Raw genomic sequence first — 21,717 nt, forward strand, 5'->3', positions numbered from 1 at the left:
CTGTCCAAATGTCTGTTTTTTATAATATTATTTTGATTGTCAGGGCTTTTCCGCCTTGTAGGCGAGCGACAGCGCGACGTAGCCGCACGGCCCGGAGCTGCCCGAACGGCCGGGCGTTCCGAGGTCCTCGGACATCAGCATCGATCCCGGGCCGAGCTTGACGACCTGGCCGTTCGCGGCGTGGACCACCGAACTTCCGCTGAGGATGATGAAGGTCTCTTTGTAGGGCACCGGATGGAGGGGGATTTCCATGTTCGGTGCTCCGTAGACGAACGACGCGCCGCTCGGATCGCCGAGGTCGAACACGGTGACGGTGACCTTGCCGCCGTAATAGATCCCTTTTTGCCGGGGATGGCGGTCTTCTCGATGTGGCTGAGCCCGTCCGCGCCCTTGAACGCGCGCCACGCCTCGACGACCTCGACCCCGCGCGCGATATCCACGCTACCCCCGGTGCAGCGCGGCGCCGGCTTGGCGAGCGCAGGCGCGATCGGGGCCTGAAGCACGGCGATGGCGATGGATGCGGCGGTGAGTAAGGCACGGGCCTGAGGCATGCTGAACGTCCTCTCGATGTGACGCGATTTCGACAATCCAACCGGCCAATTCACAAACGAACGGGAACGCGACAACCGACATCCGGGTGTTGCGCAGAATTTTGAGCCGAATCCGCCAGCAACTCGCCCTTTTGCGCATAGTGCGAGCGGCGGCGTTGCATTGCCTGGGCCGCGATTTCATCCTTGGCGCGATGACAAATTCGCAAGAAATGATCGAAAGCGAAAACCGCGCCTGGCTGGGCCGCGTGACCTGCGGCTGGAAGAAGCGCGAGCTCGATCTCGAAGACGTGCTGTGCTATTGGCGGGACGTTCACAGCCCCTCGATCGCGCGTCGCCCGGGGATCTGGGAGTACCGCCACTTCCAGTTCGAGGCGGTGCGCCCCGGCCTGCTCTCGCCCGACGCCGGCATCGAATTCGCCTGCCCGGCCGGCGAGCAACTGATGTGGACTTCGGACGTGCGCTACGCCAGCCAGGCGGCACTCGACGCATTCGGCGCGGCGCCCGATCCGGAAACGCGCGGGCATCTGCTGGGCGACATCGAACTGATCGTCGACCAGAGCACCACGTATCGGGTGCTCGAGGATCTTGGCCGCACGTACGTTGATCGCAGCGGCCAGGCCGCTCCGCAAGGCGCGCCGGCGCGGCCGACGTTTTCGCTGTTCCTGCGCCGCCGTGGCGACGAGGCGGCGTTTCGCGCGCTGCTGGGCGAGGTGGCGGCGCGCTGGGCGGCCGATCCCGACGTGATCCGCCTGCGCCTGAGCCTGTTCGAAGCCCCCGACATGGAGGTCGAGCGGGCCTCGGGCTATCCGATCAAGACCCATCCGCCCGAGCGCCAGTACCAGGGGTGGATCGACCTCATCGTGACGAGCGAGGCAGCGCTCGCGCGGCTCGTGCGCGAGGCCGGGCTGAGCCGCGAGGTGTCCGTTCTCCACGCCTATCCGGTTCGCGCGATCTACACGTCGAATCGCCACGGGCGCCCGACGTTCGTCGGCTTGCGCGGCTTCCCCGCCTATGCGGCGCTGACCGCGCTGGGCGGCTACAACCAGGCGCACCCATCGATCCTGCGCTGGATGTACGGTGAGGTCGCCGAAGGGGTCGAGCTGGAAGCCGCGGCGTGAGCGCAACCGTGGCAGAACGGCTTGCCGCGTTCCTGGCCGATCGCGACCAGGTCACCGACGCCATCCGCCACGAGGGCAAGCGCTTGCTGTTAAACCAGCTCAAGGCGTCGGTCGGCGCGACCGCGCATCCCGCGATCCGCATCCTTCACGACTGGGCGGTTGCCGAGAACGGCGGCAGCGGCGCACACGTCCACTGGCTGGGGACCGAGACCAGCCCGCAGGCCGCGGCGATGGTCAACGGCGCGCTCTACGAAGTGCTCGATTTCCACGACACCTACATCCCGTGCTTCATGCACGCGGTTTCCGCAGTGCTGCCCGCGCTGGTCGCGCTGGCCGAAGTGCGCGGGAGCAGTGGGCGCGATTTCCTCGACGCGCTTGCGCTGGGTGTCGAGGCCGAGCTGGCGGTGGCGACGATCCTGATGCCCACGGCCTATTATCGCGGCGCGGTGCCGGCCGGCCTGACGGGCGGGATCGGCGCCGCGGCGGGGTGCAGCGTGCTCGCCGGGCTCGACCGCTCCACCACCGTCAACTCGCTAGGGGTCGCGATGTGCAGCGCCTTCGGGCTCTACGCCTCGGTCGGCAGCATGACGCTGTCGTACATCACGGGAGCGACCGCGCGGTCGGGGCTGTCGGCGTTCCAGTTGGCAGAGCGCGGCTTCACCGCTCCCGCCACTGCGTTTGAAGGCGACCGCGGCATGTTCCAGGCGCACTGCGACGAGAACCGCGCGAAGATCGACACGGTGCTGGACGGAATAGGCAGCGGCGAATGGCGCCTGTTCGGCCAAACCTACAAAGTCGTGCCGACCGAGACGATCACCCACGGCCCGGTCGAATGCGTGCTGGCGCTGCTGCCGCGCGCGAATGGCCGAACGGTCGAGCGCATGACCTTCCGGGTCAACCCGCTGGTCCGCGACATCGCCGACGAACGCCGCGCACGCTTCGGCGCGCCGAGCAGCGAGAGCGAGGCGACCTTCGACTTGCGCCACTGCGCCGCCGCCGCCTGGCTGCGCGGCCGCTTCACCACCGCCGAGACCACGCCGGACTGCTACACCGACCCCGCGGTGCTCGCCCTGCGCGACCGCATCGACCTGATCGCCGACGAGGCGCGGCCGACCTTCGAAGGCTGCTCGCTGGAGATCGCGTTCAACGACGGCAGCTGCGAGGCGCACAACGTCGACAACTTCCTCGGCACGCCCGGTGCTCGGGTGCCCGACGCGAAGCTTGCTGATTTGCTAAGCCAGTACGCTCAAGGGGTGCTCCCTAATGGCCGCGCCGCGCAGATCGCAGACGCGGTGTGGGCTCTGGATGCTGCGCCGGATCTGTCCGGGCTGATCAGCTTGTTGAGGACCGACGCATGACCACCGTCAAACTGCCCGGCGGCGAAACCATCTGGTACAAGACCACGGGGACCGGTGCGCCGTTCCTTCAGATCCACGGCTCCGCCTTCGGCCACAAGAACTTCGCGGCGATGACTCCGCTGATGGCCGAACACTTCGAAGTGATCGATTTCGATCTGCCGGGTTATGGACAAAGCGTCGGCGCGGATGTCCGCCCTGGTGGAATGGCCGGGCTGGCCGAGCTGGTGTTCGAGTTTCTTGCCGCGGTAGGCTACGAACGGGTCAATCTCCACGGCACCTCGTTTGGCGCGATGATCGGGCTGTCGCTCGCCGCCGCACATCCCGAGGTCATCGACAAGCTGGTGCTCAGTTGCTTCCTCGCGCGCTACGATCTCGCCGCGCGGATGATGCGCAAGACCTGGAAGCGCGCCGCGCTGGACAGCGGGATGGATGCGGTGACCGACCTCACTTCGGTGGCCGGCTTCGCCCGCGGCTATTACGAACGGGCGGAGGCCCAGGCACAATTCGATGAGATGTATCTCGCCTTCGCCGCGACCAAGCCCGAGGCGTTCGTGGCGGGGACGCAGATCATCGAGGGCACCGACCTCGAACCGTTGCTGCCGAACGTGAAGGCGCCGACGCTGCTGCTGGCGGGCAAGGAAGACAACATGACCCCGTTCAACCCCGCGCCCAGCGGCTGCGGTTTCGCCACCATCGCCCAGGTTATCCCCGGCGCGGAGTTGCACGTTCTCGACGATTGCGGGCACTATCTGGTGCTCGAACAACCCGAGGAAGCAACCCGGCTGATCGTCGATTTCGTCAATCGATAGGCGGGCGCAGCGGACCGCCCATCGCCCGCTCCCAGCGCTCCGCCACTTGCAGCAGCGCAGCTTCCTCCCCGCACCGCGCCACCAGTTGCAACGACAGTGGCAGGCCCTCGCTCGATAGCCCGGCCATCATCGCCAAGGCCGGGTGGCCGGTGACGTTGAAGGGCGTGCGCGCCTGGCTGAGGTAAGTCGATCCGATCGCTGCGTCGTCATCGATCCGGCAGGGCGGGGTCATGCTGCTCGCGGTGAGCAGTACGTCGAACTCGGCGAAACGCGCCTCGACCGAGGCGGTCAATGTCGCCTGCAAGCGGCGAGCTGTGAGATAGTCTGTGGACGATACGAACTCGCCGGGCAGTAGTGCATCGCGGGTGCGTCGAGCGAACCTCTCGGGGCGGTTTCGCAGGTCGTGGGCGTGATAGGCGTAGCCTTCGGCCTGGAGGATGACCCGGTTGACCAGCGAGAACTCGCCAAGTGGCGGTAGCTCGGCTTCTCTCGCACTCAGTGCCTGAGCGGCCCGGTCGAGCGCGACGGCGACCTCCGGCTCGGCGGGCAGATCGACGGTGTGGAAATGGCGGACATAGCCGATCCGAAGCTGGGTAGTCGCGCCGAGTGAACCGGGTGCAAGAGCCTCCAGCGCGATCCGCACATCGTCTGCGCTGCGGCCCAGGATGCCGACGTGATCGAGCGACCACGACAGAGGGACCACCCCAACGGTCGACAGCAACCCCCGTGTCGGCTTGAGCCCGACGATCCCGCAGGCGCTCGCCGGGTTGCGCACCGAGCCGGCGGTGTCGGTGCCGATGGCAAGCGGGATCAGCCCGGCGGCGACCGCCGCTCCCGCGCCCGACGATGAGCCGCCGGGATGGTGTGCGGGGTTCCAAGGATTGCGCGCCGGGGGAAAGGGCAGGTCGAACGAGGGGCCACCGATCGCGAACTCGTGCGTCGCGAGCTTGCCGACGATGATCGCCCCGGCTTCGCGTAATGCGGCGACGACGGGCGCGTCTTGCACCGCGTTATGGCCGATCCGCAGCCGCGAATGGCAGGTCGTCGGCATGCCGGCGACGTCGACGACGTCCTTGATCCCGACCGGGACGCCGAACAGAGACCCGCGCGGCAGCCCCGGATCGCGTGCCGCCGCGCGCGCCTTCGGCATCGAGATGGACGAAGGCGTTGAGCTGGGGGTCGAGCCGCGCGATGCGTTCGAGTAGCGCCTCGATCAGCGAAGCGGGGGTCGCCACGCCGCTGCGATAGGCCGCGGCGATCCCGGCCACGCTCCACCACCCAGGCTCGCCGGTGGGCGGCGCAACGATAGTGGGAGATGGTGGCGGTGTCGCACACGCGGCCCGGGTTGAAGCCGACAACGCGGCCGGCGCTTGGCCGCGCGGAACGGCCAGTTCGCGCAGCGCCGCGCTTTGCGTTTGCGCCAGGGTGGCCGCCGCCGCTCGTTCCGCCGTCAGGTCCATCGCCGGGATGTCGAGCATCGCCCGCCGCGCGGCAAGGACTATGCGTCGATTGCAAGCCGCGTTGCCCTAGCGGTACTTTCGCGCAAGGCACTTGCAGGGTAGGCGGGCGACATGAACGATGGCGAGACATATTCCGAAATCCGCGAATCGGTGCGGCGGCTGTGCGCCGACTTCCCAGGGACCTATTGGCAGGCCAAGGACCGCGACCGCGCCTATCCGACCGAATTCGTGCGCACCCTGACTGAGGCCGGGTTTCTCTCGGTGCTGATTCCCGAGGAGTATGGCGGTTCGGGCTTGGGTCTGGGCGCGGCGACCGCGATCCTCGAGGAAATCCATCGCAGCGGATGCAACGGCGGCGCGTGTCACGCCCAGATGTACGTGATGGGCACCGTGCTCAAGCACGGCAGCGACGCACAGAAGGCGCAGTATCTGCCCGCGGTCGCCACGGGCGAGCTGCGACTCCAGGCGTTCGGGGTGACCGAGCCGACCAGCGGCACCGACACCACCCGCATTCGCACTTTCGCGCGCAAGGATGGCGACGACTATGTTGTCTCCGGCCAGAAGATCTGGATCAGCCGCGCCGAGCATTCCGATCTGATGGTCCTGCTGGTGCGCACCACCCCGCGCGAGGACTGCGCGAAATCCTCCGATGGGATGAGCGTGCTGCTGGTGGACATGCGCCAGGCGGTCGGCAACGGGCTAACGATCCGGCCGATTCGCACGATGCTCAACCACGCCACCACTGAGCTGTTCTTTGACGATCTGCGCGTCCCCGCCGCCAACCTGATCGGCGAGGAGGGCAAGGGCTTCCGCTACATCCTGTCAGGCATGAACGCTGAGCGCATCCTTATCGCCAGTGAGTGCATCGGGGACGGGCGGTTCTTCATCGACAAGGCCAGCGCCTATGCCAGCGAGCGCCATGTGTTCGGCCGCCCGATCGGCGAGAACCAGGGCATCCAGTTCCCGATCGCACGCGCTCACGTGCAACTAACCGCAGCCTCGCTCATGGTCGACAAGGCGGCCGCCATGTTCGATGCCGGGGAACCATGCGGGACCGAGGCCAACATGGCCAAGATGCTCGCGTCGGAGGCGAGCTGGTACGCGGCCGACCAATGCATCCAGACCCACGGCGGATTCGGCTTCGCAGAGGAATACGACATCGAGCGCAAGTTCCGCGAGACCCGGCTTTACCAGGTGGCGCCGATCAGCACGAACCTGATCCTCAGCCATGTCGCCACCCACGCGCTGAAGATGCCCAAGTCCTTCTGATGCCAAATACGTCCAACGCGCTGGACGGAGTGCTGGTGATCGCGCTGGAGCAGGCGGTCGCCGCGCCGCTATGCACCGCACGCTTGGCCGAGGGTGGGGCCCGGGTGATCAAGATCGAGCGCGCAGAGGGCGATTTCGCGCGCGGCTACGATCACGTGGTCAATGGCGACAGCGCCTATTTCGTGTGGCTCAACCGCGGCAAGGAGTCGCTGGTCCTCGACATCAAGCAGGCCGCGGACGCGGCGCTGCTGGCCAGGCTGCTCGCGCGCGCCGACGTGTTTGTCCAGAACCTCGCGCCTGGCGCGGCGGCGCGATCGGGCTTCGGCGCCGCCGAGCTGCGCGCGCGGCACCCGCGGCTGATCACTTGCGATATTTCGGGCTACGGCTCGGCCGGTCCGGCGCGCGAGATGAAAGCCTACGACCTGCTGATTCAGTGTGAAAGCGGGCTCGCCTCGGTCACCGGCAGCGCGGATTCGCCGGGGCGGGTCGGAGTCTCCGCCGCCGATATCGCCTGCGGGATGAACGCTCATGCGGCGATTCTCGAAGCGTTGATCGCACGCGAACGCAGCGGCGAGGGCGCGGCGATCGAGGTCTCGCTGTTCGATTCGATCGCCGACTGGATGACGGTTCCGCTGCTCCATCACGACTATGCGGGCACGGCGCCCCGCCGGGTCGGACTCAAGCACCCCTCGATCGCGCCCTATGGCGCATTTGCGTGTAGGGACGGGCGCGAGATCGTGATCGCCGTGCAGAACGAGCGCGAATGGCGGCGGCTATGCGAAACGGTCCTCGGCGACGAATCGATCGCTGGTGATCCGCGGTTCGCCGGGAACGCCGCGCGCGTCGCCAATCGTCCCCAGGTGGATGCGATCGTCGCCGCGGCGTTGGCCGGATTCGGCCACGACGAGGCGGTCGCGCGGCTGCAAGTTGCGGACATCGCTTACGGCTCGGTCAACGGAGTCGGCGATCTGTCCCGCCACAGCCAGTTGCGGCGGATCGAAGTCAAGTCTCCCGGAGGCAGTGTCGCAATGCCCGCTCCTCCGGCGATTTTCGATGCGATCCGGCGTGGGGTAGGCGCCGTCCCGGGGCTCGGCGAGCATAGCGCAGCCCTCCGCAGCGAGTTTGGAGGCGCCATCGAATAGCGCATAGAGTTGACAAAATGTAATAACAATGGCGCTCTGATTGCGGATAACTCTGCACTCGGGAGGCGTCGAACTATGGAAATTCAACAATTGAGGCACCTGATGGCTGCGGTTGAGCATCGCAACCTGCTCAAGGCGGCGGATAAGACCTTCATTTCGCAGTCGGGGCTGAGCCGCAGCATAAAGAGCCTCGAGCATAGGCTCGGGGTGCCCTTGCTGATCCGAGGGCCCAAAGGGGTCGAGCCGACGGTCTATGGCCAAAGCGTGCTGCGCCGCGCGAAGGTGATACTCAACGAAGTCGCCAAGTCGATCCAGGAGGTCCGCGCGATCGAACAGGCGCGGGTTGGCGAAGTGACTTTCGGGATCACGCCGAACTATGCGACTTACTTGGTCCCGCAATTGCTCGCCGCGCTTCACCGCGACCGGCCCGGGCTGCGCGTCACGGTGATCACCGACGGCTTCGTCGAGCTGATCGAGCGGGTGAAGTCCGAATCGATCGATTTCGCGTTTGGCCTGATCGGCCAGGTCCGGCGCAGCGACGGGATCGTCATCGAGACGATCCGCGCCCATCGCGCCCGGGTCATGGCTGCAGCCGACCATCCCCTCGCTCGCGCCGGGGTGTGCACCAGCGAGGACCTAGCGCGCGCCGAATGGGCGATGCTTAACGGCGAGGGCGTCCAGCGTAGCTTCGGGCTGTTCTTTGAGAACCGCGGCCTGCCGGTTCCGGCGCAAGTCATGCGCTCCAACTCGATTTCGCTGGTTCGCCAGATGGTCAAGGATTCCAATGTGCTGTCGATCTTGCCGGAGGAAGTGGTCCATGCCGACATCGAAGCGGGCGAGATCGTCGCGCTGGAGTGCGAGACCCCGGTGGAGCAGACGCGGGTTGGACTGTTTTTCCGCGAGGGCGGGTTGCTAACGCCGCAGGCCGAGCTGGTGATAGACCGCTTCCGCCGCGCGGCTAGCCCGATTGAGGAGGCGGTCGCGGCATGACTTTCGACAGTTTCGACGTCTATCGCCGAACGCTGGCTTCGCGTGACGAAACGACTAGCGCCTGGTGGTATCTCGGGACCACCACCGTCGCGGTCGATGGCCATCCCGAGATCGTCGTCAGCCATGTCGAAACCGTCATGATCTACGGTTCTCAGTCTTTGAGCGACGACAGCTTTCGCGTGCCGTGGTGGGAAATAGGCGTATTCCGCGATGCGATCACCGGCGAGGTGCCGACAGGCTGGGTCAACCCGATCACCGGTGTCGTCATCGAGCCGGCGCAAAAGTTCGAGGAAGGCCCCTCAGGCTTCAGCATCCGCCGCAGCACTGGTGGGGCCATCGAGATGTTCGACGCGGTGCAGGCGTTCGCCTCGCTCGAATCGGGCGAGATCACCGTCGCGGAGATCGGCGAGCGGGTCTGCGTGACTCAGGTCGAGCGCAAGACCCGCTCGTTTCCCGGCAAGGATGGGATTCCCGACCTGTCGGCGGGCGAGGGCTCGCGCAGCAAGACCGTGCTGCAATGGTTTGCCGATGCGGCAGAACTTGCGGGTGACGCACCGTCAGTTCATGCGACTGGGATGTACAGCCTCGAAATCGCGACCCCCGCCTGGCTTGGCTTCGGCGACCTGCCGAGCCGGTTCATGGTCAAGGGTCTGATGGTCAAGGCGCCGCTGGAACCGCCGCTCAATCCGCGGGGATGGGCCGATCTGCAACGGCTCTATCCGCAGTATTTCGCTAACGGACGGATCCAGCCGCGCTGGGGATGAGCGCGGCGAGCGCCACGGCCTCGCATTCGAGCGCCGCGCCGGCGAGTTCGGGCAATTCGATCAGGCGGACGCGGGGGATCAGCCCGGCGGCGATCCGCGATGCTTCGGCAAGATGGCCCGCAGGATTGAGAACTGTCACGCTCTGGGTCAGCCGGGCGAGGCTTTCCTCGAGGTCGTAGGCAAACAGTGCTCTGTGAGCGCGCGCGCCGTCCGGCCAGGCCTTGAGTTCATCGACGAAGTTCTCGAACCCGCGCCGCAGCGAGAGTCCTTGGGGGCGATCGGAAACCAGGTATGCCCAGCGCTCAGCGAACTGATCGAGTGAAGGTTCGAGCAGATGGGCGGTGCACAGTCTTGCCTTCCACTGCTCGAAATTGAGTGCACGAAAATGGGGGATGCCCATGAACGTCAGTTGCCCGACACGGCGTGGCAGGAGCAGCGCCAGTTCGGCGGCGATCGCCACCCCGGTGTGATAACCGAACAGGTCGACCCGCGGGGTCTCGATCGCCTCTCCGATCATCCGCGCATAGCAGGAAATATTGGGCGTGACGGCGGGCGGATCGGAATCGCCATAGCCGGGCAGGTCGATCGCCAGCACGTGGCGATTGTCCCCGAACGCCCGCATCAGCGGATCGAATTGGCGCGACGAGTAGGCGGTGGCGTGGAGGCAGACGAGCGGTGTGCCGCCCGCGTTCCAGCCCGATTCGCGCGCGTGGATCTGGCGCTGTCCGGCAGCGAGATAGCGTTTGCGGATCATGGCCTCGGCCTTGCGCAATGCCATCAGCCGTCGAGGAAGTCGGCGATGATCTTCCACATTCGGTGGCGCGCGTTCTGGAGGTGGCCATAATCACCGCCGTCGGGAACGACGACAAGCGCCTTGTCGCGTGTCGGTAGCTTCTCGAAGAAATCGGCGCGGCCCGATCCGCCCTGCATGTAGTTCTGCATCCCCGCGGCAAAGCCGTAGAGCATCAGCGTGGCATTGGGCACCTTGGCGGGGTCGACCGCGATGCTGCCGTTCTCGTTCTCGACGCGGATCCCGTTGGGACTATGCGGTTCGTCGCGCTCGGCTTGGGTCGCCAGTTCTTCGTGCGCTTCGGGCTCCATGAACTCGAGCTCGAGCCGGTCGCGGAAATAGGCGGCGGCGTTGTGCCACCAATCGTCCTTCTCCGGGAACGGGACCTTGTTGCCGCCGCCGATCGCCGGATCGACCATGATCAGGCGGTCGATCCGCTCGCCGCGCGTCTCGGCATACCGGCCCGCGATCCTGCCGCCCCACGACCAGCCAAGCAAATGCGGCTTGGGGAACCCTTGCGCGACTACCCAGTCGATCACCGCGGCGGTGTCCTCGATCGCCTGTTCGGTCTGGACGCTGTGGGGATGCCCCGCCAGTTCCGAATCGCGATAGCCGCGGATCGAAAAGGTCACCGCGCCGAAGCCACGCGCGACCAACGCCTCCATCATCGAATAATCGTCGCGGCCGGCGAAGGCGAAGTCGTAGCCGAGCTGGCCCGATAGGTTGGCGCCCTGGACCAGGATCACAACCTTGGCCGGCCGCGCCTCCAGCCCCTTGGTGCGGACCGAGAGCTTGCCCGCCGGGCCGGGAATGAACAGATCGGTAGCTTGGACCATCTCAGGTTTCCTCGAGGTGCGGAATGACGACCTGACGCACCGCGTCGCCGCGCGCCAGGATGTCGAACAGGGTGTTGATCTTGGCCAGCGGGCTGACCGACGACAGCAGCCGCTCGACCGGCATCCGCCCCGAACGCCACAAAGCGATATAGCGCGGAATGTCGCGCGCCGGGATCGAGGCGCCGAGGTAGCTGCCGATGATCGTCTTGTTGTCGCCGACCAACCCAGTTGGTGAAATCGCGAACCGTTCCATCGGGTTGGGCAGGCCGACGGTGACCACGCGGCCGCCGCGGCGGGTCAGGGCGTAGGCCTGCTCGAGCACGCTGGCCTTGCCGACGGTCTCGATCACGATGTCGGGCTTGCCGCCGAGCAGCGTTTCGATCTGACTCTCCGCGCCATCGGGAGCGAACGTCCCCGCAGCGCCGAGTTCGAGCCCCAGGGCACGCTTTTGCGGCGAGGGGTCGATTGCCACCACCGGCGTCGCACCGCCCGCCAGCGAGCCGATCAGCGCGGCGAGGCCCACCCCGCCAAGCCCGTAGATCGCGACGCCCTCGCCCGGGCGCAGCGCAGCGCTGTTGAACACCGCGCCCGCGCCGGTGAGTACCGCGCAGCCGAACAGCGCGGCGATCTCGACCGGGATGTCGGCGTCGATCTTCACCGCCGAGCGGCGATCGATCACCGCGTGATCGGCGAAGGCGGAGACTCCCAAGTGGTGGTGCACCGCATCGCCATCGCGATGCAGGCGGCGCCCGCCGCGCAGCAGTTCGCCCGCACCGTTCGCGGCGGCGGCGCGCGCGCAGAGATAAGCTTCGCCCGAGGCGCACGGCACGCATTCGCCGCACGCCGGGAGGAAGGTCAGCACCACCCGATCGCCTACGGCGAACAGCGTGTCCTGCCTATCACCCGTGGAGACCACCGTCGCCACCGCCTCATGCCCCAGCGCCATCGGCATCGGGCGGACGCGGTTTCCGTTGATCACCGAGAGGTCAGAATGGCACAATCCCGCGGCCTCGATCCGCACTAGCAACTCGCCCGGCCCGGGTGGGTCGAGCTCTAGGGTCGTCAGGGTCAGCGGCAAAGTCGTTGCGAAGGGACCGTCGTTGCCCGACCGTTCGAGAACCGCGGCGCGTATCTGCATCGAACTCATTCCTGTCATCTGAACCTTCCGGGCTATGAGAGCCATTCCCGGTTTCGCAACGAAACATGCGTTCGACTCAACGGCTGTCCGATCGGCGACCAGCCGTGATAAGGGGGCGCCGATGGACAGCGATCAGGAACTCAAGTCGCTCAAGCGCGGCCTCAAGGCGGTCACGCTGATCAATCTCAAGGGTTCGCTGACGATTTCCGAGCTGAGCAAGGCGCTCGACGTGCCGCGCACGACCGCCGAACGCGTGCTTGGCACTTTGCTGGCCGAAGGCTTCGTCGATCGCGACCCGCAGACCAAGCGCTTCTTTTTGACTGCGCGGGTGCGCGCGCTGAGCCATGGCTTCGGCGACGAAAGTTGGATCGCGCATGTCGCGGCGCCGATACTGTTCGAGACCACGCGGGCGATCGGCTGGCCGCTGTGCATTGCCACTCCGGTGGGCGAGTGCATGAGTCTGCGGATCACATCCGACCCCGCGACTTCATTGCGCCTCCATCGCCGCCACATCGGATCGGAAATTGCAATGTCGGTGGTCAGCAGCGGGATCGTCCACCTCGCTTTTCTCGAACCCGAGCAGCGACGCATCCTACTGGAGGTTCTCGCCGAATCGACCGATCCCTTGCAAATCTATGCGCGGGAACCCGATCGTGTGTTGTTCGCGATAGAGCAGGCACGGCTCAACGGCTACAGCTTCGGACTCGATCACGGGCGCGAACGCAGCGTATCGGTGCCAATTTTCGCGCGCGGCCACATCACCGCGGTATTGCTTATGGTGTTCATGGCCGCCGGACTCAGCAACGAGCGCGTCGCCGCCGAGTTCGTGCCGCGGCTCAAGGACATGGCGCGCGAGATCGAGCGGCTGGCGTTTGCCGCGGAGCGCGGCACGGCCGCAACATGACAATGGGCGGGGCGAGCACCCGCACTTCGGTCGGCTTCGGAGGCGCGGCTGGCGACTTATTACGGCTTCGGCATGGGATGCGCGATGCCCGGCGATAATCTTCCTATCGAACCTTCGCGTGAAACGCTGGCTTTTCTCGATAGCGAGCATCGCTTGCTGATCGATGGCGAGTGGGTGTGGGGCGAAGGGCGGACGATCGCCGTCGAAAACCCAGCGCGCGAGACTCCCTTGGCCGAAGTGCGCGCGGCCTCGCTCGGCCAGCTCGACGAAGCCGTGGCCGCGGCCCGCCGCGCCTTGCGTGGGCGCTGGAGCCGCACCGGCGGTCGCGAGCGCGGCGAAGTGCTCAACCGCTTCGCGGATGCGATCGAGCGCAAGCTGGAAACGATCGCAGAAGTGATGACGCTGGACAACGGCTCACCGCTGGCGTCGTCGCGGATGGTCACGCGATTCCTCGCAGTTGATACGATCCGCTATTACGCGGGATGGGCGACCAAGATCGCAGGGGAAAGCTTCACGCCCAATCTAGGCCCGCGGCCCGATACCGATTTTCTGGTGGCGACGATGCGTGAGCCGATCGGCGTGGTCGGCTCGATCGTCCCGTGGAACGCTCCACCCGGCATGATCGCGATGAAGCTTGCGCCAGCGCTTGCGGCAGGTTGCACGATGGTGCTCAAGACTGCGGAACTGGCCCCGCTCACCGGGCAATTGTTCGCCGAAGCCTGGGTCGAGGCGGGCGGTCCGCCGGGGGTCTTCGCGATGCTCCACGGTCACGGCGAAGACATTGGCGCGGCGATGGCGGCGCATCCGGGGATCGATAAGATCGCGTTCACCGGATCGACCGAAGTTGGTCGCAAGATCGTGATCGCCGCGACAGGCAACCTCAAGAAGGTCAGCCTGGAACTGGGCGGCAAATCGCCGGTGGTGATCTTTCCCGATGCTGATGTCACCGCCGCCATCCCCGCCGCGTCGATGGCCTGTTATCTCTCGACCGGGCAGCAGTGCATGGCTGGATCGCGGCTGTTCGTCCACGAGGCGGTGCATGACGAAGTCGTCGAAGGCATCGCCGCGCACGCCGCCGCGCTAACCGTCGGCGACGGGATGGCGCCCAGCACAGTGCTTGGCCCGATGATCTCGGCGCGGCAGAAGGCGCGGGTCGAAAGCTACATCGCCATCGCCAAGGGTGATGGCGCCGAGGTTGCTTTGGAGAGCGCCGCGATCGACGGCCCAGGCCACTTCCTCGGCCCGGTGCTGTTCAGCGGGGTCCGCGCGGGAATGCGGATCGAGCAGGAAGAGGTGTTCGGTCCCGTGCTCAGCGTCATCCGCTTCTCCGGAGAGGCCGAACTAACCGCGGCGATCAATGGGACCCGCTACGGTCTGTCTGGATCGGTGTGGACGAGCAACGTCCAGACGGCACTGCGCGTCGCCCGGCAGATAGATTCGGGCCAGGTCGGGATCAACGTCCACGGCGCGATGAGTCCGGAAACGCCCTTTGGCGGCAACCGCCAGTCGGGCTGGGGCCGCGAACTTGGGCGCGAGGGGCTCGACGCCTTTCTCAAGACCAAAGCGGTAAGCATCAATATCGGGCCGCTTCCGTGAAGCTGCTCATCGTCGGCGCAGGATTGGGAGGACTGACCGCGGCTCTTGCGTTGCGTCGCGCGGGCTTCGATGTCGAGGTCCACGAGGCGGCGAACGAACTGGGCGAAGTCGGCGCCGGGTTGACGTTGAGCCGCGGCGCCCAGGCGGTTTTTCGCGATCTCGGCCTCCAGGATCGGATTGCCGCCCACGCCTGCCGCAGTATGGCGCTGCCCTTCGTGCACTACCGGACGGGGCGGATACTTGCCGGCGAGACCGACGGCGCCACCGGCCAACCCGACGATGGGACCGCCGACGTCGCTCGCCAGATTCACCGCGCGGACCTTCACCGCATCTTGGTTGAGGGCTTCGGCGAGATTGGACCGCCGGTTCAAACCGGCCACCGCTTGGTCGGGCTGGAGCAAGGAGTGAGCGCTGTCGAAGTACGCTTCGCCAATGGCGCGCGCGCGCGTGGCGATGCCTTGGTTGCCGCGGACGGCGTGCGGTCGGCGGTTCGCGAACTGCTGCTGGGCGACGACGCCCCGCGCTTCACCGGCCAGGTCGCCTACCGGTTCCTGGTGCCGAGCGAGCGAGCGCGGCCGTTCCTGAACCTGGGTCGAGCCGCGGTGTTCGTCGGGCCGCGCCGGACGTTCAACCGCTATACCCTGCGCGGCGGGGCGGTCCTCAACTGCGTCGGCATCGCGGCGACTGACGAGTGGGTGGGTGAGGGCTGGTCGACCCCGGCGACCACCGCTGAAATGCTCGACGCCTTCGCCGGCTGGCATGGCGACGTGACCGGATTGGTCGAGCGCGCCGAGTCCGCGATCAAGTGGGGCCTGTTCGATCGTGCGCCGCTGGGCCGTTGGGCGCATGGCCGGGTGACGCTGCTGGGCGACGCCGCGCACGCAATGCTGCCGTTCCTGGGGATGGGGGCGGCGATGGCGATCGAGGATGGAATGATTCTCGCCCGCGCATTTGCGACCGAGCGCGAGGTGGGGCCGGCCTTTGCCCGCTACGAAGCCGCCCGCCGTCCGCGCACCGCGCTGCTCCACGCCAAGTCGGTCGAGCAGGGCGTGCTGACCCAGGCACGCGATCCCGACGCCTACGACCACCACGCCGCCCCCGCCGCCGACCCGGAGATCCTAGGCTACGATCCAGTTGCTGCGGCGATATGAGATGGGTGCGATGACCGTCCGGGGCTCGTGCCACTGCGGCGCTGTCCATTTCGAGGTGGCGCGCCTGCCCGATCGTATCGTCGAATGCGGGTGCTCGATCTGCGCCAAACTCGGCGTGCAGTGGGCCTATTATGCGCCTTCGGACGTCCATTTGGGGGGCGCTACCGACACATATGTTTGCAACAATCGGGTGATCGCGTTCCATCGCTGCAGGACGTGCGGTTGCCTCAGCCACTGGGCGACGCTGGGGACCGACTACGGGCGGATGGGGGTCAATGCGCGGCTGTTCGACGGGGTCGATCTTTCGCGGATCGAGGTGCGGGTGATCGCCGGGCCCGGGTCGGAAGCGTTCGAGTGACTAACGCGCCCAGGCCTTCTCGAACTCCCAGACTTCCTGGAAGCCGATCATCCCGCAGAATTCCTTGAAGTTGAACAATGGAATATCGTCGGGTTCGCCATCGCCGTCGTCCTTCAAGCGATGCAGCGCCGTTTCCATGGCAGCTGCCGCGACCAGCCCGGTCAGCGCCGGGTAGATCGCGAAAGCATACCCGATGTCGGCAAGCTGGTCGGCTTTGAGGATCGGAGTCAGCCCACCGTTGGCCATGTTGGCCATCATCGGACGATCGATCGCGTCGCAAGCCTGGCGCATCTCGTCGGTTTCGAGCAAAGCTTCGCAAAAGACTATGTCCGCGCCGGCTTCAGCATAGGCCTTTCCGCGTGCGATCGAGCCTTCCAGTCCCTCGGACTGACGTGCATCGGTGCGAGCAATGATCAGCATGTCCTTGCGCGCAGCGGCGGCAACGCGGATCTTTTCAATCATGTCATCGACCGGGATCAGACGCTTGAACGGTGTATGCCCGCACTTCTTTGGGAATTCCTGATCCTCGATCTGGATCGCGCTGATCCCGGCCTCTTCGTAACCGCGGACGGTGTGGTGAACGTTGAGCAGTCCCCCGAATCCGGTGTCGGCATCGGCGATCACTGCCGCCTTGGTGGTTCGGACCAGCGTCGCCATGCGGTCGAGCATCTGAGTGTAGCTGACGATCCCGGCGTCGGGCAGGCCATAAGCCGAGGCGGTGGTCCAATAGCCGCTGCCGTAGACCACGTCGAACCCGACTTTGTCGGCGATCACCGCGGCGATCATGTCGTGAATGCCGGGGACGACAAAGAATTCGCCCTTGGCGATTTTGGTGCGGAGGCGCGGATCATTCATGCGGAAGGTCCTTTTCCCAAAGCCAGGGTGCCGCGGCGCGCTGGCGGGCTTCGAATTCCGCCGTGGCCGTCCCATAGCGTACCCGGATTCCATCGATCTCGTCCCAGCCGTTGAGCAGCGCGACGCGCTCCTGATCGGACAGCGCAAAGGCGATCGAGGTCTCGTCGTGCAAACCGATTTGCTGTGAAGCAAGGTCGATGGCGACGCAGTCTCCAGCCTTGGCGGCCGCAAGCACCCGGCGCCATTCGCTGTCACCGAGCGTGATCGGCAGCAACCCGTTGCGCAGCGCGTTGGCACGGAAGATCTCGCCGAAGCTGGGCGCGACAATGGCGCGGATGCCAAGATCGGCTAGCGCCCAGGCGGCATGCTCGCGGCTCGATCCACAGCCGAAGTTCGCCCCCGCGACTAGGATTTGCGCGCCCTCGTACTGCGGTTCGTCGAGGACGAAGTTTCCCTCCAAGCGCCATTCGGCGAAAGCGTGGCGGCCCAGTCCTTGCTTCGAAGTGATCGTCAGAAATCGTGCCGGGACGATTATGTCGGTGTCGATGTTGGCTCCCGGCAGGGGCGCGGCGAGGGCCCTGAGGCTGGTGAAAGGCTCCATCAACCGACCCACTCGCGCACGTCGACGATGCGGCCCGCCAGCGCCGCGGCGGTGGCCATCATCGGACTCATCAGGTGCGTGCGCGCGCCGATCCCCTGGCGGCCTTCGAAGTTACGATTGGAGGTCGAGGCGCAGCGCTGGCCGGGAGCCAGCCGATCGTCGTTCATCGCCACGCATAGCGAGCAGCCGGGCTCGCGCCACTCAAACCCCGCGGCGAGAAAGCGGCGGTCAAGTCCTTCGGCTTCGGCCTGACGTTTGACGAGGCCCGACCCCGGAACCACGATCGCTTCAACCCCTGCCGCAACACGATGATTGCCAATCACGCCCGCAGCCGCTCGCAAGTCCTCGATTCGGCCGTTGGTGCAACTGCCCACGAAGACCCGGTCCACCGCCAGTCCCTCCAGCCGCTGGCCGCGTTCGAGCCCCATGTAGGCAAGGGGACGCGCATCGGCGTCGCTCGGGACAGCGCCGGTAACCGGCGCGACTTGGTCCGGGCTGGTGCCCCACGTGACCATCGGCGCGATTAGCGTGGCGTCGAGTGTCACCTCGCGGTCGAACCGCGCATCGTCATCGCTGGCGAGCGCGCGCCACGCGGTGCGCGGCAACGGAACCGGGCTGCGCGGACGGCCATCGAGATAAGTGAACGTCGTCTCGTCGGGAGCGACGAGACCGATCCTGGCCCCCGCCTCGATGGTCATGTTGCACAGGGTCATCCGCGCTTCCATGCTCATCGCCCGGACCGCCGAACCGGCATATTCGATCGCACAGCCGACCGCACCCGACGCGCCGATCTCACCGATCAGCGCCAGTATCGTGTCCTTGGCCGACACCGCAGGCGAGAGCACCCCGTCGATCGTCACCCGCAGAGTCCGCGCCCGTTTCTGGCGCAGGACTTGCGTCGCCAAAACGCACTCGATCTCGCTGGTACCGATGCCGAATGCCAGCGCGCCGAACGCTCCGTGAGTGGCCGAATGGCTGTCGCCGCAGACCAGCGTGGTGCCGGGCAGAGTGAAGCCCTGCTCTGGGCCAATGACGTGGACGATGCCTTGGCGCGGATCGTCGATACCGAGAAATTCGATGCCTGTCGCTGCGCAGTTCGCGGCCAGCAACGCGATTTGCTCGCGCGCCCGTGGATCGGCGATGTTCGCCCGGTTGCGCGTCGGTACAGCGTGGTCCGCGACCGCGAGATGGGTGGCTGGACGATGCGGCCTCAAACCTCGTTCCGCGAGGCCCGCGAACGCCTGCGGGCTGCTAACCTCGTGTATCAGCATCCGATCGATATACAGCAGCGCGACGCCATCTCCCTCGTCGGCGACGACATGCGCCTGCCAAAGTTTGTCGTAGAGCGTCATGGCCATCCGTGAGGCCATCGAAGAGGCCTTGCGGCATGACAACGAGCCCTATGCCTCCTATCCGAAATGCGGTTATCGCAGCGCATTCGAAGAGCACAGGCATACCCGAAATGCGGGTGGCGGCGCATTGTTCGCTGTCGCCTCCGCGGCAATTTCGCGCATGGTGCAGCCATGACCTACACCACCTTGCGCTATGAGAAGACCGACAGGATCGCGCTAGTCACGTTTTCAACCCCCACCAACCTTAACGGGATCACCGAAGCCCGGCTCGACGAACTCGAAGCGGTGCTCGACGATTGCGCCGCGGACGAAGACATCGGCGCATTGATTCTGACCGGCGAGGGCAAGGCGTTCTGCGTCGGGCTCGATCTCGACCTGCTGGACAAGGCGTTTGGCGATCTCGATTATTTCGACGTCGTGGTGGCGCGCGTTAATGGGATCATCACCCGCCTGGAAAACCTCGACATCCCCACGATCGCCGCCAACAACGGCTTCACCCGCGCCGGCGGGTTCGAGATTTCACTGGGGTGCGATTTTATGATCGTGGCGGACGAGGCCAAGATCGGCGACGTCCACACCGATGCCGGAGTGGTCCCCGCTGCGGTAACGCTGCGCCTGCGCCGCCGCGTTGGCGATCAGCGCGCAAAGGAAATCCTGTGGACCGCCAAGTGGTACAAGGGGCAGGAAGCGGTCGATGCCGGGTTGGCGCTCAAGTCCGTGCCGCTGGCGAACCTGGTGGACGAGGCCAAGGCGCTTGCCCGCTCGATGGCCGACAAGCCGCGCCCGACGATCGCTGCGCTCAAGCGCATAATGCGCGACGGATTGAACCTGAGCGTCGCCGACGGCGCGGCGCTCGAACTCAAGACGTTCGCCCACTACAACCGCACCCAGCCCTATGGGCGCGAGGGCTACACCGCGTTCCGCGAGAAGCGCGTCCCATCGTGGAAGGCCAAGGCTTGATCCGCGCGCTGTTCCTTGCAGTGGCGCTGCTCCTCGCGCCCGGCCATGCCTGGGCGCAAGCGGCCCCACCGAGTGCCAAGGAACGGTGCGAGGCGCTGGCCGGCGGTCGCTTCGAGAAGCTGGAAGGCGCGCCGACCTATATTGTCAGTGCCAAATTGCGCCCTGCCGGCGGCGTCCAACCCGAGGCTTGCCTGGTCGAGGGCTACGTCAATCCCACGGTCAATTTTGCGATCCTGCTGCCGTCCACGACCTGGAACGGGCGCTACATGGTGCGCGGCTGCGGGGGAAGTTGCGGCGCGGTGGTGATCGACCTCGCCTGCGCGCGCCATGTTCGCGATGGTTACGCCTGCCTGCACACCGACATGGGTCATCGCTCGACGCTGATCGACAACACCTGGGTGCCGAACAACCTGCAAGGGCTGGTCGATTTCGGCTATCGCGCGACGCATGTGACAACCGTCGCAGGCCGCGCAATCATCAAGGCGTTCTACGCCGCCGACCCGGCCAAATCGTATTTCTTCGCCTGTTCGACAGGCGGGCGGCAGGGGCTGATCGAGGCGCAGCGGTTCCCCGACGATTTCGACGGCATCGTCGCAATGGCCCCGGCGAGCATGGCCCCGTTCGGAAACCGCAAGCCGGCGACCATCTCCGACGTCAACGGTTTCAACACTGGGCAGGACGGGCGCCCGATCTTCCCCAACCGAAAGACGCTGTTGCTTCACGCCGCGGTGATCAAGGCCTGCGACAAGCGCGACGGGCTGGTCGACGGGCTGATTTCCGCGCCGCTTGCCTGTCCGTTCAAGCCCGCTCAGTTGCTGTGCAAGGGCAGCGATACCCGCGATTGCCTGACCGCGCCGCAAGTCGCGGTGGCGGAAAAGATGTACGCCTGGCGCGGCACCGCACCGGGCAGCGAACTGCGCTGGATCGGTACGCTGATCCCCAACGCACCACTGCCGGGCGAGGCCTGGGCGCCGATTCCCGATCTCGGTGCCGACCGCGGCGATCCCACGACAATCGAGACGATGGTCGCGCCCAACAACCCCGATCTGCGCCCGTTTCGCGATCGCGGCGGCAAGCTGATCCTGGTCCAGGGCTGGTCCGACGCGATCGTCGCTCCAGCGCCGACGCTGGACTATTATCAAACAGTGCAGCGGACGATGGGCGGCGCGGCGGAAACCGCCAAATTTGCTCGGCTATTCATGGTCCCGGGCATGGAGCATTGCTCGGGCGGTGATGGCGCGTGGGCCATCGATCACGTCGCGGCGCTGACCGCCTGGGTCGAGCGTGGCGAGGCGCCCGAAGCCTTGCGCGGCGTCCACCCCGATCCCGCCGCCAAGCTCGATTACTTCGCCACCGGTCTGCCCGAGATGGACCCCAAGTATGTGGCGTTCGCGCGCGATCATCGCGCTTGGCCAGGGTCAAGCGTGGCCGTGAAGGGGCTGCCAGTGGTTCCAAGCCGCAACCCGCTGAGGCCGCTTGCCCAAGCGCTGGGCGATGCCGCCGAGGCCGCCGTACGCAGCGGCACCGCCTCGGGCTATGCCCGGCGCAGCACGCTCAATCTCACGCTGACAGAGATGTGGCAGGTGCTCGCCGCGTGCGACGGCCCTGTGGAAGAGCAACGCGCTGCGCTGACGAGCCTCGCCGCCTCAGCACGCGATCCGCTAGTCGCCGAGGCCGCGCGGCGTCTCCAAGCCGAACTTCTTCTCGATTAGGGA

At 66.3% G+C, this 21,717-nt stretch carries 23 protein-coding genes; 14 read left to right on the forward strand and 9 right to left on the reverse strand.

Annotated elements, in window-relative coordinates; genetic code table 11:
* Positions 1–39 precede the first annotated feature (39 nt).
* Complete coding sequence (locus GKE62_RS16230) at positions 40–405, reverse strand: hypothetical protein (protein ID WP_154693141.1); 366 nt, start codon at positions 403–405, stop codon at positions 40–42.
* Between the two features lie 337 nt (positions 406–742).
* On the opposite strand from GKE62_RS16230, the gene GKE62_RS16235 reads away from it, so the two are divergent.
* From GKE62_RS16235 to GKE62_RS16245, 3 genes are read left to right on the forward strand one after another with little or no spacing between them, the layout of a single operon-like run.
* Entirely contained in the window at positions 743–1,669 is a 927-nt protein-coding gene (locus tag GKE62_RS16235) for a hypothetical protein (protein WP_230206765.1), read from the forward strand.
* Entirely contained in the window at positions 1,666–3,027 is a 1,362-nt protein-coding gene (locus tag GKE62_RS16240; RefSeq protein ID WP_154693143.1) for an MmgE/PrpD family protein, read from the forward strand. The genes GKE62_RS16235 and GKE62_RS16240 overlap by 4 nt, the downstream gene beginning before the upstream one ends.
* Positions 3,024–3,836 (forward strand): alpha/beta fold hydrolase, encoded by an 813-nt coding sequence (locus GKE62_RS16245; RefSeq protein ID WP_154693144.1) that lies wholly within the window; start codon positions 3,024–3,026, stop codon positions 3,834–3,836. Before GKE62_RS16240 ends, GKE62_RS16245 begins: the two co-directional genes overlap by 4 nt.
* On the opposite strand, the gene GKE62_RS16250 is transcribed toward GKE62_RS16245, so the two are convergent.
* Positions 3,826–4,950, reverse strand: coding sequence for an amidase (locus GKE62_RS16250; protein ID WP_230207093.1), 1,125 nt, complete (start codon positions 4,948–4,950; stop codon positions 3,826–3,828). The genes GKE62_RS16245 and GKE62_RS16250 overlap by 11 nt on opposite strands.
* Positions 4,847–5,314 carry a hypothetical protein gene (locus GKE62_RS19220; protein WP_230206766.1) on the reverse strand — a complete coding sequence of 156 codons (468 nt, stop codon included), beginning with the start codon at positions 5,312–5,314 and terminating at the stop codon, positions 4,847–4,849. The genes GKE62_RS16250 and GKE62_RS19220 overlap by 104 nt, the downstream gene beginning before the upstream one ends.
* Before the next feature lie 93 nt (positions 5,315–5,407).
* Between GKE62_RS19220 and GKE62_RS16255 the strand changes: the two genes are divergently transcribed.
* The 4 genes from GKE62_RS16255 (at position 5,408) to GKE62_RS16270 (ending at position 9,461) form a co-directional block, all read left to right on the forward strand.
* Complete coding sequence (locus GKE62_RS16255; RefSeq protein ID WP_154693146.1) at positions 5,408–6,565, forward strand: acyl-CoA dehydrogenase family protein; 1,158 nt, start codon at positions 5,408–5,410, stop codon at positions 6,563–6,565.
* Positions 6,565–7,707 (forward strand): CaiB/BaiF CoA-transferase family protein, encoded by a 1,143-nt coding sequence (locus GKE62_RS16260; RefSeq protein WP_154693147.1) that lies wholly within the window; start codon positions 6,565–6,567, stop codon positions 7,705–7,707. The genes GKE62_RS16255 and GKE62_RS16260 overlap by 1 nt, the downstream gene beginning before the upstream one ends.
* Positions 7,708–7,782: 75 nt before the next feature.
* Positions 7,783–8,697: a LysR family transcriptional regulator gene (locus tag GKE62_RS16265; RefSeq protein WP_154693148.1), complete on the forward strand. Its 915-nt coding sequence runs from the start codon at positions 7,783–7,785 to the stop codon at positions 8,695–8,697.
* Entirely contained in the window at positions 8,694–9,461 is a 768-nt protein-coding gene (locus GKE62_RS16270) for a hypothetical protein (RefSeq protein WP_154693149.1), read from the forward strand. Before GKE62_RS16265 ends, GKE62_RS16270 begins: the two co-directional genes overlap by 4 nt.
* Here the strand turns inward: GKE62_RS16270 and GKE62_RS16275 are convergent.
* The 3 genes from GKE62_RS16275 to GKE62_RS16285 are packed head-to-tail and all read right to left on the reverse strand — an operon-like array spanning position 9,430 to position 12,225.
* A complete protein-coding gene (locus GKE62_RS16275) occupies positions 9,430–10,239 on the reverse strand; it encodes an alpha/beta fold hydrolase (protein ID WP_154693150.1) in 810 nt (269 codons plus the stop codon). The genes GKE62_RS16270 and GKE62_RS16275 overlap by 32 nt on opposite strands.
* Positions 10,239–11,087, reverse strand: coding sequence for an alpha/beta hydrolase (locus tag GKE62_RS16280; RefSeq protein ID WP_154693151.1), 849 nt, complete (start codon positions 11,085–11,087; stop codon positions 10,239–10,241). The genes GKE62_RS16275 and GKE62_RS16280 overlap by 1 nt, the downstream gene beginning before the upstream one ends.
* 1 nt (position 11,088) lies before the next feature.
* Complete coding sequence (locus GKE62_RS16285) at positions 11,089–12,225, reverse strand: zinc-binding dehydrogenase (RefSeq protein WP_154693152.1); 1,137 nt, start codon at positions 12,223–12,225, stop codon at positions 11,089–11,091.
* A gap of 121 nt (positions 12,226–12,346) precedes the next feature.
* On the opposite strand from GKE62_RS16285, the gene GKE62_RS16290 reads away from it, so the two are divergent.
* From GKE62_RS16290 to GKE62_RS16305, 4 genes are all read left to right on the forward strand, one after another.
* Positions 12,347–13,129 (forward strand): helix-turn-helix domain-containing protein, encoded by a 783-nt coding sequence (locus GKE62_RS16290; RefSeq protein WP_195908483.1) that lies wholly within the window; start codon positions 12,347–12,349, stop codon positions 13,127–13,129.
* Positions 13,130–13,213: 84 nt separating this feature from the next.
* Entirely contained in the window at positions 13,214–14,725 is a 1,512-nt protein-coding gene (locus GKE62_RS16295; RefSeq protein ID WP_195908484.1) for an aldehyde dehydrogenase, read from the forward strand.
* Complete coding sequence (locus GKE62_RS16300) at positions 14,722–15,876, forward strand: FAD-dependent monooxygenase (RefSeq protein WP_195908485.1); 1,155 nt, start codon at positions 14,722–14,724, stop codon at positions 15,874–15,876. The genes GKE62_RS16295 and GKE62_RS16300 overlap by 4 nt, the downstream gene beginning before the upstream one ends.
* 10 nt (positions 15,877–15,886) lie before the next feature.
* On the forward strand, positions 15,887–16,234 hold the full coding sequence (locus GKE62_RS16305) for a GFA family protein (RefSeq protein WP_230206767.1): 348 nt from the start codon (positions 15,887–15,889) through the stop codon (positions 16,232–16,234).
* On the opposite strand, the gene GKE62_RS16310 is transcribed toward GKE62_RS16305, so the two are convergent.
* From GKE62_RS16310 to leuC, 3 genes are read right to left on the reverse strand one after another with little or no spacing between them, the layout of a single operon-like run.
* Positions 16,235–17,089, reverse strand: coding sequence for an oxaloacetate decarboxylase (locus GKE62_RS16310; RefSeq protein ID WP_154693156.1), 855 nt, complete (start codon positions 17,087–17,089; stop codon positions 16,235–16,237).
* Positions 17,082–17,690 (reverse strand): 3-isopropylmalate dehydratase small subunit, encoded by a 609-nt coding sequence (gene leuD / locus GKE62_RS16315; protein WP_154693157.1) that lies wholly within the window; start codon positions 17,688–17,690, stop codon positions 17,082–17,084. Before leuD ends, GKE62_RS16310 begins: the two co-directional genes overlap by 8 nt.
* The gene (gene leuC / locus GKE62_RS16320; RefSeq protein WP_230206768.1) at positions 17,690–19,048 is read right to left on the reverse strand and encodes a 3-isopropylmalate dehydratase large subunit; all 1,359 of its coding nucleotides are present in this window, start codon (positions 19,046–19,048) and stop codon (positions 17,690–17,692) included. Before leuC ends, leuD begins: the two co-directional genes overlap by 1 nt.
* Here leuC and GKE62_RS18600 point away from each other — a divergent pair.
* The 3 genes from GKE62_RS18600 to GKE62_RS16330 are packed head-to-tail and all read left to right on the forward strand — an operon-like array spanning position 19,041 to position 21,714.
* Positions 19,041–19,217 (forward strand): hypothetical protein, encoded by a 177-nt coding sequence (locus GKE62_RS18600; protein WP_195908723.1) that lies wholly within the window; start codon positions 19,041–19,043, stop codon positions 19,215–19,217. The genes leuC and GKE62_RS18600 overlap by 8 nt on opposite strands.
* Positions 19,214–20,002: an enoyl-CoA hydratase/isomerase family protein gene (locus tag GKE62_RS16325; RefSeq protein ID WP_195908486.1), complete on the forward strand. Its 789-nt coding sequence runs from the start codon at positions 19,214–19,216 to the stop codon at positions 20,000–20,002. Before GKE62_RS18600 ends, GKE62_RS16325 begins: the two co-directional genes overlap by 4 nt.
* Positions 19,999–21,714, forward strand: coding sequence for a tannase/feruloyl esterase family alpha/beta hydrolase (locus tag GKE62_RS16330; protein WP_195908487.1), 1,716 nt, complete (start codon positions 19,999–20,001; stop codon positions 21,712–21,714). Before GKE62_RS16325 ends, GKE62_RS16330 begins: the two co-directional genes overlap by 4 nt.
* Positions 21,715–21,717: the final 3 nt, after the last annotated feature.

The organism is Novosphingobium sp. Gsoil 351, assembly GCF_009707465.1.
Lineage (GTDB): Bacteria > Pseudomonadota > Alphaproteobacteria > Sphingomonadales > Sphingomonadaceae > Novosphingobium.